At 47.7% G+C, this 12,606-nt stretch carries 11 protein-coding genes; 1 reads left to right on the forward strand and 10 read right to left on the reverse strand.

All coding sequences use genetic code 11. The features are described from left to right. Nucleotides 1-176: 176 nt before the first annotated feature. The 7 genes from glcT to AC5ELV_RS13685 form a co-directional block, all read right to left on the reverse strand. Nucleotides 177-1,052: a glucose PTS transporter transcription antiterminator GlcT gene (gene glcT, locus AC5ELV_RS13655; protein ID WP_493430638.1), complete on the reverse strand. Its 876-nt coding sequence runs from the start codon at nt 1,050-1,052 to the stop codon at nt 177-179. 190 nt (nt 1,053-1,242) lie between these two features. Continuing rightward, nucleotides 1,243-2,778: a flotillin lipid rafts scaffold protein FloT gene (gene floT, locus AC5ELV_RS13660; RefSeq protein ID WP_493430711.1), complete on the reverse strand. Its 1,536-nt coding sequence runs from the start codon at nt 2,776-2,778 to the stop codon at nt 1,243-1,245. Nucleotides 2,779-2,826: 48 nt separating this feature from the next. Further along, a complete protein-coding gene (locus tag AC5ELV_RS13665; RefSeq protein ID WP_493430639.1) occupies nt 2,827-3,345 on the reverse strand; it encodes an NfeD family membrane protein in 519 nt (172 codons plus the stop codon). 173 nt (nt 3,346-3,518) lie between these two features. Continuing rightward, nucleotides 3,519-4,682 (reverse strand): iron-containing alcohol dehydrogenase, encoded by a 1,164-nt coding sequence (locus AC5ELV_RS13670; protein WP_028542451.1) that lies wholly within the window; start codon nt 4,680-4,682, stop codon nt 3,519-3,521. Nucleotides 4,683-4,868: 186 nt separating this feature from the next. Beyond that, nucleotides 4,869-6,512, reverse strand: coding sequence for a UDP-glucose--hexose-1-phosphate uridylyltransferase (locus tag AC5ELV_RS13675; protein ID WP_493430640.1), 1,644 nt, complete (start codon nt 6,510-6,512; stop codon nt 4,869-4,871). Nucleotides 6,513-6,529: 17 nt separating this feature from the next. After that, nucleotides 6,530-7,519: a UDP-glucose 4-epimerase GalE gene (galE, locus tag AC5ELV_RS13680; RefSeq protein WP_493430641.1), complete on the reverse strand. Its 990-nt coding sequence runs from the start codon at nt 7,517-7,519 to the stop codon at nt 6,530-6,532. Between the two features lies 1 nt (nt 7,520). Further along, nucleotides 7,521-8,699 carry a galactokinase gene (locus AC5ELV_RS13685; RefSeq protein ID WP_493430642.1) on the reverse strand — a complete coding sequence of 393 codons (1,179 nt, stop codon included), beginning with the start codon at nt 8,697-8,699 and terminating at the stop codon, nt 7,521-7,523. A 220-nt stretch (nt 8,700-8,919) separates the two neighbouring features. Between AC5ELV_RS13685 and AC5ELV_RS13690 the strand changes: the two genes are divergently transcribed. After that, a complete protein-coding gene (locus AC5ELV_RS13690; protein WP_493430643.1) occupies nt 8,920-9,786 on the forward strand; it encodes a helix-turn-helix domain-containing protein in 867 nt (288 codons plus the stop codon). A 224-nt stretch (nt 9,787-10,010) separates the two neighbouring features. On the opposite strand, the gene mgrA is transcribed toward AC5ELV_RS13690, so the two are convergent. The 3 genes from mgrA to AC5ELV_RS13705 form a co-directional block, all read right to left on the reverse strand. Further along, nucleotides 10,011-11,009, reverse strand: coding sequence for an L-glyceraldehyde 3-phosphate reductase (mgrA, locus tag AC5ELV_RS13695; protein WP_028542446.1), 999 nt, complete (start codon nt 11,007-11,009; stop codon nt 10,011-10,013). An 84-nt stretch (nt 11,010-11,093) separates the two neighbouring features. Then, nucleotides 11,094-11,834 carry an NAD-dependent protein deacylase gene (locus tag AC5ELV_RS13700; RefSeq protein WP_493430644.1) on the reverse strand — a complete coding sequence of 247 codons (741 nt, stop codon included), beginning with the start codon at nt 11,832-11,834 and terminating at the stop codon, nt 11,094-11,096. Continuing rightward, complete coding sequence (locus tag AC5ELV_RS13705) at nt 11,831-12,601, reverse strand: HAD family hydrolase (RefSeq protein ID WP_493430645.1); 771 nt, start codon at nt 12,599-12,601, stop codon at nt 11,831-11,833. Before AC5ELV_RS13705 ends, AC5ELV_RS13700 begins: the two co-directional genes overlap by 4 nt. Between the last annotated feature and the right edge of the window lie 5 nt (nt 12,602-12,606).

The following is a 12,606-nucleotide window of genomic DNA, read 5'->3' on the forward strand; positions in this document are numbered from 1 at the left end:
ATTTAAGTATGTTTGAAAACAACCTTGGGATATAGCTTGCCCCAGTAGGCTGTAAACAATCATAACTTAAAACAACTCATGCCTGATCGAATCAGTAACACGTTAAATGTTCAGTTGTTGTCTTCCTCATTGCAAAATTGATTATAGCACCCCACTAAATGCGAGGCAATACTTTTTTATTCCGGTTTTATCACTTTTTGTTGCTCCCCCTGCTCTTTGCGTTGGGACAACCGCTGCAGATGCATTGTCAAATAACTAACCTCAGCCGGATAAACAGGTTTACGGAGTCTTTTCTCCATAATTTTCGTGAGCTTCCAGGCCAGCATATACATTTCCGGATACTCCTCATTCAAAAGCTTGTCCAATCGATAAATCTCCTGCACAATTTCTCCCCGGCGCACACGTTCAATCGCAAACCTCAGATGAGTCAGCAGACGAGAATAATCAAGAGATTGGAGAGGAATACGATAATCCAGTGTCGTCTCGACAACCTGAACCATATCAGCAATCAGACGAGAATCCTTCCTAACCTCGGAGATATGCTGGTTTGTCATGGCGCTATAAATATGCAGGGCCACGAATCCGATTTCATCTTCTCCCAGATCTACATTCATCTTATCCCTGATTAAAGCAACAGCCTGCTCAGCCATCTTGTATTCCTGAGGATATATTTCCCTAGTCTCATACAAAAACGGATTATGAATCGTAATTCCCTGTTTATGACGGTTGATGGAAAAAGCGATATGGTCAGTTAAAGCAATCAGAATGTGCTCATTTAGAGGCTTCTTTGCTTGAAGCTGAACAAGATGAAGCACCTCACCGATGACCTCAATGAGCTTTTCATCCAGCTCAGGAAGCAACCGTTTGTATTGCTCCTGTTCTTCATGGCTTTTTAATATAAATAATTTTTCAACTGAATCCAACGGCATAAGATCGCCGGGTCTGCGATTGAAACCGATTCCTTTTCCAATCACGACAACCTCATCATGCTCGGGATGCATCCCTATAATCACATTGTTATTCAGCGCTTTGGCCACTTTTAGGCTGCTCACATCCGCACCTCTTTTATCAGAACCTTGATCCTAAGAATTATAGCATGAAGCTCAGAGGAATCCACGTTAAAGTACCAAATATTCGGCTAAAGGTCAATAAAAAGAAAACGCTTTTCATCACATTGCCGGGAAATGCTGTGATGAAAAGCGGTCTTTTGGTTAGGGATAGATGGTCCCCAAAGACTTATCGTTATTCTTTATCTGTTAGTGTTGCCTCCACCGAGGCTGGAAGAGACTGCTTATTCGCTTCACCGGAGGACGGCACGGAATGAAGGCCTTTTTTCCCCGTGGTCAGCCCCTTGATTAACTGCTCCACATCAATACCGGATACACTCTTCAGCATCTCGGGTGCCGTAGCCATCAGTTCGGTGACATAATTGCTGACACGCGCTGCCCCTTCTCCTTTTCCTGTATCAACAACGGTGAGTTTATCAATGGACGCAATCGGTTCGGCAATACGTCCAGCCAAATCAGGCAGCATTTTTACGATAATATCGAGCACGGCAGCCTCTCCAAACTTCTGGAACGCCTCCGCCAGTTTTTCCTTGGCCTCGGCTTCTGCAAGTCCACGCAAACGGATGACATCTGCGTCTGCCGTACCTTTGGCGCGTTCGGCATCCGCTTCTGCTTGCCCGTTGAGACGTTTTTGTTCAGCTGACGCTTTAGCCTGTGTCTCAATCGAGTATTGCAGCGATTCAGCCTCACGCATTTTACGCGATTTATCTGCTTCCGCCGCTTGTTCGACCGCATACCGATCGGCTTCTGCCTTCTTTTTCACTTCCGCATCATATTGCTTTTCACGTACCTGTATTTCCTTGGATTGAAGATCAATTTCCCGTTCCTTGCGCACTAGCTCGACCTTCATCTGCTCCTCGACAGCAGTCTGCTTAGCACGGGCCTCCTGAATGTGATAAGCCTGATCGGCTTCTGCCTTCGCTGTATCCTGTTCTTTCTTAAACGAAGCCACTTTCAGTTCCTTCTCCTTGGCTGCCTCGGCAATGTTGGTATCCCGTAGCAATTCGGCCTTCTGGCCTTCCTGTTCCGCACGCGCCTTCTGAATCCGGGCATCCCGCACAGCCTCAGCTTCTGCAATTTCAGCATCCCGTTTCACAGCGGCAATTCTCGGCTTACCAAGCGCATCCAGATATCCGTGCTTATCACGCACATCTTTGATGGTGAATGAAACGATTTGCAAGCCCATCTTTTTCAGATCACGAGCAGCCACACCCTGTACTTCCTGCGCAAACCGATCCCGATTACGATAAACCTCTTCCACTGTCATCGAACCGAGGATTGCGCGTAAATGCCCCTCCAACACTTCCTGAGCCTCTCCCCTAAGAGCTTCCAGTGGCTTCCCGATGAACTGCTCGGCTGCTGTAGCCACATCCTCAATAGAACTGCCGACCTTGATGATCGCCACACCATCCGCAATCACGGGAACTCCTTGCTCCGTATACACTTCCGGTGTGGTTACGTCCAGTTTATGGGACAACAGAGAGATGAATTCGGACTGCTGGAAAATAGGCCAAATGAAGGCACCCCCGCCGCGTACAATTTTAATTTTACGTCCAGAGTCATCCTCGGAAATATTTTTATTTCCCAGAAAAGAACCCGTCACGATCATCCCTTCATCCGGCCCTACCGTTTTGTAGCGGGCCCAAAAAGCGATCCCTAATATAACGATAACGATGACAACAATTCCTGGGACCAACACAATATCTTGCAAATTTGACACTCCCGATCACGCTCCCTTCAAGTTAAGCGAATGCGCCGTCTATGTGTCCAGGTACGCTACGCGGACGACGCCCTCTGCGACCTCAACCACGACGATACGGGTTCCTGCAGCAAGCGGTTTGTGATCGAAGCTCGATGCTGTATGTATGGTGTTGCCTGCACCCAAGCGGATCATAACCTCCCCGTAACCAACCTCAGGTACAGGAATAGTGACCTCACCAATTCGGCCAGTCAGCTCACGCATGGAGAAGCCGCTGGATACCTCCGAATTCGCCATGGGTTTGATAAACGCAAAGAACACGAGTATTCCGATGACAAACGCAATCCCTAAAGCAAGCACGACGACCCATCCCATGCATAGCCCGGTATACTTTGTCAGCAGTACTCCAGCTCCGCCAAAAGCGGTCATGGCTCCAAGTAAAACGACAGGTCTGAACCAATCGAGGCCCGGCAGTTCCAATGCACCATCCAGCCAACCACCGAGTACATCTCCAATCAGCACACTGACTACGGTAAAGATAGCGCCCCCTGCCAATAACCACCAAAATATGGTTTCCATGCGACTCCTCCTTCCATGTACCTTTTCAGTCTGGTTTCCAGTCTATAACTATGTTTACGTATTCAACCTTAAAAAGTTTCAAAATTTTCCTCCAATATCCCAATCAAACCCAAAAAAGCACGTTCGTACGTCTAATGACGCACAAACGTGCTTAAATTGATACAAATGTCGGTTTACAGAGATGCTTTGTAAATTTCGACTACATCTTCGCGATTAAGCTTGTTAAAGCCACCAAAAGATCCGAATTTCACAGCTTTATCAGCCATTACATCGATTTGGGACGCATCAATATCGTAATCAGCCAGACGGCTTGGTGCACCAATCGAGTTCCAGAAATCACGCAACGCCTGAATACCTTCCAGCGCTACTTCTTCATCACTCTTGCCTTCTGGGTTTACATGGAACACATTGACGGCCAGTTGTTTGAAGCGTTCAGGCTTCACATGCAGATTATGTTTCATCCAGTTCGGGAACAGAATAGCCAATCCTCCACCATGTGGAATATCATAAACAGCAGACACAGCATGTTCGATATTGTGAGTAGCCCAGTCGCCTGTCAGCCCCATGTTCAGGAAGCCGTTCAGCGCCATCGTACCACAATACATAATCGTTTCACGCAGCTCGTAGTTTTCCAGATCGTTGACCAGACCTGGAGCCGCATCCATGACCGTACGCAAAATCGTTTCACACCAGCCAAGTTGGACCGGAGTATTGGATTCCAAATGGAAATAATGTTCCAGCGTATGTGACATCATATCTACGATTCCGTAAACGGTTTGATTTTGTGGCAGTGAGTATGTGTTCACAGGATCAAGAATAGAAAACGCAGGGAACGCAAATACGCTGCCCCAGCCCAATTTTTCCTGTGTTTTTTCATTTGTAATAACAGAGCCCGCATTCATTTCAGAACCAGTGGCTGCCATGGTTAAAACCGTACCTAATGGCAATGCTGCCTGTGGTGCCGCTTTACGCTCTGCAAAATCCCACATGTCGCCATCATATTTTGCACCAACAGCAATGGCTTTGGAACAATCCAGCACACTACCGCCGCCTACAGCCAGAACGAGGTCGATTTGATGTGTTTTACACAATTCCACGCCTTTATGTACTGTAGATAAGCGAGGATTCGGTTCTACACCAGCCAGTTCCGTTACCTCTGCACCGATTTCACCAAGCAAACTTATTACATTATCATACAAGCCGCTGCGCTTAATGCTGCCACCGCCATATACAAGCAGTACACGTTTACCATATTTAGGAACTTCACGCTTGAGAGCCTCCAATTGTCCTTTACCGAAGATCAATTGTGTAGGATTATAAAATTCGAATGCTTTCATCGCAAACGCTCGCCTCCAATAGTTCTAAAGTTTAATGTTAAGAAACTACTCTATTATAACCTTTTCGGTTACAGGAAACAAATCTTGCTTTATTTTCAGAAAAAAAAACCACACTCCTGAGGAGCATGGTTCCATGTCATATCTTGGGAGGGTTCTCGTAGTGTAGTATGTGCTTCGCAAGCAATTTTATTCTCCCAAAATATATCCTAATTGTTTCATAAAACGAGCAAAGGCCTGCTGACCGGACGGATTCCGTTTATATACTCCTGCATGCTCTAATATTTCACTGAATTTCAGTCCAACCTCATTTTGTACGGTACGAACAGCCGTCTCCTTGTCAGGCAAACGACCGAACCGGGTATTTAACTGGTAAATCCAGTCTGCATGCTTAAACAGTGGATGTCCTTCCTGCTGCATAGCCACTGCCAGTTTTTCATCCCCACACAAAATATCTGCAATTCCATCCAGTTCATCCTTGAGCCGCCCCGGTAATATGGCAAGTCCCATAACTTCGATCAGACCGATATTTTCCTTCTTGATGTGATGCATCTCGCGGTGAGGATGGAAAATACCTTCCGGATACTCTTCACTCGTTCGGTTGTTGCGCAGTACGAGATCCATCTGATACTTGCCTTCGGCATCACGGCGCACAATCGGCGTCACGGTATTATGCGGAATCGTTTCCCCTTCCTGCTCTGTATGAGAGAGGACATCAGCTACAGGATCACTATAAGCTTTCCATGCTTCAAAAGCAGCATTTCCCGCTTCCAACAACGCCTCGGCATCTGTTGACGTAAAACGGATGACCGACATCGGCCAGTTTACAATCCCTGCTGTAACCTGCGGGAACGCTTCATTATGGTATACGCCGTCCACACCCGCTTTTTCAATTGGGAATGTATGACGACCACCCTGAAAATGATCATGGGTCAGGATCGATCCGCCGACAATCGGCAGATCCGCATTGGAGCCAATAAAATAATGCGGAAACGCTTTCGTAAAGGCCAGCAATCGGCGCAGTGTATCCTTCGTAAGCTTCATTGGTACATGATCATGATGGAACACAATGCAATGCTCGTTGTAATACACATAGGGTGAATATTGAAAAAACCACGGTTCTCCATTTAACTCCACCGGAATGATACGCAAATTTTGACGGGACGGATGATTTACTCTTCCTGCATATCCGACGTTTTCACGGCATAATTGACACTTGGGATAAACAGGCGGCGGCAAAAGCTTCGCCATCGCAATTTCCTTGGGACTTTTTTCTGGCTTGGACAAATTAATCGTGATTTCCATATCTCCGTAAGATGTCGACTGATTCCAGTACACATTGCTGGCAACCCGATCCATTCGGATATAGTTCGAATCGATGGATAATTGATAAAAGGCATCTGTCGCCGCCTCTATGCCACGTTCAGTCTCCGTTTGATGAAAGTCACGGATGACTTCAGACGGTCTTGCCATCAACAGTCCCATAATTTTGGAATCCAGCAAATCACGATACGTATCTGTGTTTTCAGGGATAAGGTCTATGGCAAAACCATAATCTATCAATACATTAAGCACAGGCTGGAGGGCTTCAGGGGCAATAATGCCCCCTGCTTCCCCACCTGAATAAGGCTCCGAAAAACCAAACTGATCCAATAGCAGATTACGGCTGTAATCTGTATCTTGCGGACCGATCAACCCCCTGTTTTGTGCGAATGCAACCAGTTGCTCCACCGCATATAGAGCCGATTGTTGTACAGTTTCGTCGATGTCATGGGCCAGATGCCGGGAATGTTCCCGGCCTTGGCCTTTATCTGCAGATTGGCGCTCGCTCATATGTCATCGTCTCCCGTCTATTCGTCGCCGTAGCCGTGAGGGTGCGACTGATGCCATCCCCATGCTCCGCTAATAATATCCTCCAGTTGGGTACGTGCTGGACTCCAGCCCAACACCGAACGAGCCTTGTCAGAAGATGCCACCAATATCGCTGGATCGCCTGCGCGGCGAGGTTCTGTCACAACTGGAATCTCGAGCCCAGTGACCTTGCGTGCTGTCTCAATTACTTCTTTCACGGAGAAGCCCTGTCCGTTGCCCAGATTGAACACGTTGCTGTCATTGCCTTCGCGCAAGTAATTTACTGCACGCACATGAGCATCCGCCAGATCACTCACGTGAATGTAATCCCGAACACATGTGCCGTCAGGTGTCGCATAATCCTCACCAAACACAGCGATGTGTGGACGCTGTTTCAAGGCGGTCTGAAGCACCAATGGAATCAGATGGCTTTCTGGTCGGTGATCTTCACCGATCTTGCCGCTCTCGTGCGCCCCAGCCGCATTAAAATACCGTAAAGACACATATTTGATGTCTAAAACTTTATCAAACCACGACATCATGCGCTCCATCATCAGCTTTGTTTCACCATACACGTTGGTTGGCTCTGTACGGTCACCCTCTTCAATCGGCACCTTTTCCGGTTCGCCGTAGGTAGCCGCAGTAGAGGAAAACACGATTCGACGCACTCCAGCATCCTTCATCGCCTCCAGCAAGCTCAGCGTGCCAAATACATTGTTGTCGTAATATTTACCAGGATTTTGCATACTTTCTCCAACCAGCGAGTTGGCTGCAAAATGGATAACTGCATCGATACTATTTTCAGAGAACAGTTTGGACAGTAATTCTTTATCTCTCAAATCCCCTTCATACAACTTGCCTCCAAGCAACGCTGCTTTGTGCCCGGTTTGCAAATTATCCAGCACCACAACCTCTTCTCCCAGATCCAACAGTTCTGCTACGGTATGTGAACCGATAAATCCAGCTCCACCTGTTACTAAAATGGCCATGTTATTCGTCCTCCTTCAGTTCTTTAACTCCGTCTCCTGCCTTGCATACATAAAAGCTGGCTTCCAGCCCTGTGCGGGTCTGATAAGCTTCGCCGACTTCCTTCACAAAACGTTCCACATCGTCCTCATGAACCAATGAAACCGTACAACCTCCAAATCCAGCTCCCGTCATACGAGCACCCAACGTGCCAGGAATGCGTCGTGCTTCTTCAACCATGACGTCCAGCTCCGTGCAGCTGACCTCATACAAATCGCGTAATGAATCATGAGAAGCATTCATTAACTGACCAAAAGCTGCAAGTTCATTCGCCGCGAGAGCATCGACAGAAGCCAACACACGAGCGTTTTCCTCCACCACATGTTGTGCCCGCCGACGCACCGTTTCGTCCGCGATGTGATGCTGAAGCTCTTCGAAACGCTTCTCGTCCAGCTGAGCGAGGTATTCCAGTGAAGGCTCCTGCTGCTGCAAAATGGACAGTGCTTCCGCACATTGACTACGACGCTCGTTGTAGGCCGAGTCCACCAAACCGCGACGCTTGTTTGTGTTGCCGATCACGAGCTTATAAGCCCCCGTAACGAATGGAACTTTGCGGTAATCCAGCGTATCGCACATCAGTAGAATTGCATGATCAGCTGCTCCGTTCGCTACAGCGAACTGGTCCATAATGCCGCAATTGACGCCAACGTAATTGTTTTCTGCCCGCTGGGACAACAAAGCGATTTCGACCGTATCTGTTTTCTGTTTTTCGATCGTAAGGAACGCGTATCCTGTGACAACCTCAATGGAAGCTGAGGAGGATAATCCAGCTCCGTTCGGTATTTCTCCGTGATAGAGCAGGTCATATCCGCTAGACGGATAAACTTCCTTATCAGCTAGCTCTACCAGCACACCCACCGGATAGTCCACCCACTCATCCGTTTTGTTGTTACCTATTTCTCCGCGAGAGATAGATACTTCATACGACAGGTTTGTCGAAGCGAAATGAATTTCATCATCATTGCGCGCACGAAGGAGTAGCGTCGTTCCGAATTCCAGCGCAGCCGGGAGTACATAACCACCGTTATAGTCGATATGCTCTCCAATCAGATTGACACGTCCAGGTGCATGAAATATCCGCAGTTCATTGCTGCTTTCACCATATTTTTCAATAAAATGTTTCTTTAATTCAGTAGAGTTCATATCCGCATCCACCTCATATACCTTTTAGTAAAGGCCCCCTGATTTCCCTGTAACATCTTAATCAGGTTGACATCTCTTATGATTTCAGTATAAATGAAAGCGTCACACAATGTAATGCATCCATGTGTTTAAGCTATGGATAAATGTGACTTGGATATGTACAATGTAAGTATACCGCATCCGCTAAACTATTCACAAATGCAGGAAGGATGACCCTATTTTGCAAGCGCATTCATATAGTTATGCTGTCGCCTCTAATCCAGTGTTTTATGAAAATAGCCCACTGCATGTGCTTTTTGCAGGAGAGAGCCAAACCAAATCCGGGCATGCCGTAGGGCCGAAAATCTATGATTACTATCTGCTTCACTTTGTAGAATCGGGCAAAGGCATCTTCCGAACGGAACAGCACACATATCAGCTTGAAGAAAACGATTTTTTCCTTATCCATCCCGGTCAGCTGGTGAGCTATACCTCTGATGAAGAGGAACCGTGGCGTTATCGTTGGTCTGCGTTTACTGGACACCATACTGAGCAGGTGGTGCAGAAGGCAGGTCTGCGTGTTCACCAGCCTGTCTTCCATGCTTCCGATCAAAGTCCCATCCCCGGTTATTTGGAACAAATGCAATTGGCCTTTTACAGCAGAAAATCTAGTTCTCATCTATCAGCCTTGGGCTATTTGTATCTGATTATGGGGGAAGCAGGCAATTACCTGAGTGACTGGACTGATCCGTCCGGGGCGGATTCGCAAATTCAACGTACAGTCAAGCAGATGGTGCAATATATGTCCACTCAGTACGCACACCCCGTTTCCATTGAGCAAATGTCTGAAGGACTTGGTTATAATCGTGCGTATTTGTCACGGATATTTAAAAAGGAAACGGGCATCTCCCCCGTCACCTATCTGCTTAAGCTAAGAATCGACAAATCACGTCAACTGCTGCGTGAGCGTCCTGAACTATCGGTAGAGCAAGTGGCCGCTTCGGTCGGACTAACCGATGCCTTATATTTCTCACGTCAATTCAAGCGTTTCTGTGGTCAGTCTCCAACCGAGTACCGGAGCAAGGTTAAGCACTACCCACAGTCGTAAAGTAGGTTTTAACAGGCGGAACAGACCTGTTACTTCGACGAAGATTGATCTTCTTTCACAGAGAGGGTAAGGGGCAGTATGGTTCCCCCTAAATTCCTACCATACTTAACAGCCCGCATCCTTCAAACGGATGCGGGCTGTTAAGTATATATTGTATAAGAGAATGCGAAATTAGACCGATGACTACAAATTAACTTTCGCCATTAGGCTATGCCGCCGTCCTGTCAGTTCCCGGCATTCAGAATCGAATCAATCCGATCCAATTCCTCCTGAGAAAAGTCCAGATTGGATAAGGTAGCAACATTTTCTTCAATTTGGCTTACCCGACTTGCCCCAATCAAGACAGAGGTCAGACGTTCGCCGCGCAGAGCCCAGGCCAGCGAGAATTGAGCCAAACTTTGTCCGCGTGCAGCAGCCATCTGATTCAGAGCGCGTACCTTGCGAAGTGTCTCTGGCGTCACATGGTTCTCATTCAGGAAAACCGATGTACTCGCTGCACGTGAATCCTCGGGAATTCCGTTCAAATATTTATTGGTTAGCAGTCCCTGCGCCAGCGGGCAAAAGGCAATGCTGCCTACCCCGTTTTCGTCCAGTACATCTTGTAATCCGTTTTCAATCCAGCGGTCGAGCAAGGAGTATTTCGGCTGATGAATCAGAAGCGGTGTTCCCAGCTCCTTCAGAATGCGAGCTGCTTCTGCTGTTTGCTCCGCACTATAATTGGACACACCCACATACAGCGCTTTGCCGGAACGTACGATATGATCCAGTGCTCCCATCGTTTCTTCCAGCGGCGTATTAGGATCAAATCGGTGAGAGTAGAATATATCGACATAGTCCAGCCCCATCCGCTTCAGGCTCTGATCCAGACTAGATATCATATACTTGCGAGATCCCCAGTCACCATAAGGCCCTGCCCACATATTGTAGCCCGCTTTGGTGGAGATGACCAACTCATCCCGGTACGGTTTCATATCACTGGCTAATACTTGTCCAAAAAATTCCTCAGCTGATCCCGCAGGAGGGCCATAGTTATTAGCTAAATCAAAATGCGTAATTCCTAGATCAAAGGAGCGGGTAATCATGCTACGGCCATTCTCCGCGTTGTTAATCCCGCCAAAATTGTGCCACAAGCCCAGCGAAATAGCGGGCAGCTTTAGACCTGATCTCCCTGTACGGTTATATTTCATACTTTCATAACGATCTTCGCCAGCTAAATAAACCATGCTATCCCAGCCTCTCTCGAAACATTGTAATGTCCATCACAACATCATCATAGCGCTTTTATCCAGGCGTTGACAAGAAAACGATTACAGACCTAATTGATGAGCAAGTTTTTCCATAACTTTACCGATTGGATCAGTGATCAAAAGATCTGCCTTATGATCATACGAGGTGGGATCTGTATTCAGCAGCACCGTATGTTTACCACGAAAATAAGTAATCAAGCCCGCAGCAGGATGTACTGTCAGCGACGTTCCTCCAATTAACAGCAGGTCAGCCTGCGAAATAGCCTGAACGGATTGAATAAGGGTATCCTGATCCAGCTCCTCCTCATATAAAACGACATCCGGTTTGATAATTCCCCCATCTATCGGACATTTGGGTACAACTTCAGAGCTGTTCATCACTTCATCTAGACTGTAGAAGCGTCCGCATTCCATACAGTGGTTGCGATGCACCGAGCCATGAAGTTCTAGTACATTCACACTACCTGCTGCCTGATGTAATCCGTCAATATTTTGTGTCACAACCGCTTTAAGACGGCTTTGCTTTTCCAATAACGCGAGGAAATGATGGCAACCGTTCGGCTCCGCATCGGGATGCAGCATTTTGCTGCGATAGAAGTCGAAGAACACCTCAGGATGCTTCACAAAAAATGAACGGCTCAGCATAACCTCAGGAGAATAAGGCAATTTCTCCTCACTTTGATACAGGCCTGCTGCCGAACGAAAATCCGGAATACCGCTTTCTGTCGATGTCCCTGCTCCGCCGAAAAAAACAATATTCTGCGATTGCTGTATCCATTCCGCTAACGTATTAACCTTCATGCTCTACGCACCTCCAGCTCTTCATAACCACGAATAACCTTATCCGCATCCAGCAAATGACCAGAACGTTCTGCTTCTGGCGCAAATCCAATAGCGAGCCGCACTCCGGCACGCTTGCCCATCTGCATATCTCCATTGCTGTCTCCGATGACTACCACGTCCACCGGCGACAATCCTAGTAACGCGCAGGCCTTTTCAGCCATTTCCGGGTCAGGCTTACCGTATGTAACCCTATCATGTCCGATAATCTCGTCAAAATAGGATGTCAGCCCCATCCACTCCAAATGCTCCTGTGCCGCCTCTGTACTGTCAGAGGTCACAACCGCCAACTTCAGCCCGGCATGGCGGCTTTGCTCAAGCAACGTCCGCAACCCTGGAAACACCTTCACTGCCCGATGTCGCCGAATATCAGCCATCGCCGTTTTATTAAAGTCGCGGACAAGTCGCACAGCCTCATTCCACGGTACACCAGCAGTATAAAGCTGCCAAGCCAGTACCCCCGTACTTTCGTCCACGGTCCCCATGGCCAGCGGGCCAGAAGGATCGTAACCGATCACACGTCCCTCCTGATCGTGAACAGTACCTAGAACGCTACCTTTTTCCACCGTAAAACCGGCACCCGCCACGGTAAGATGCTGCTCCATCATATCCAGTATAGAACGAGCCCAGGGGCCCCACAACTGAATAAAATCCAGCAACGTTCCATCTTTGTCTAATAAAATACCACGGCATGGGTACCGCTCCCCCTGCACGATCAGCTCAGACATGCAGC

The sequence above is a fragment of the Paenibacillus sp. NMA1017 genome (assembly GCF_058895805.1).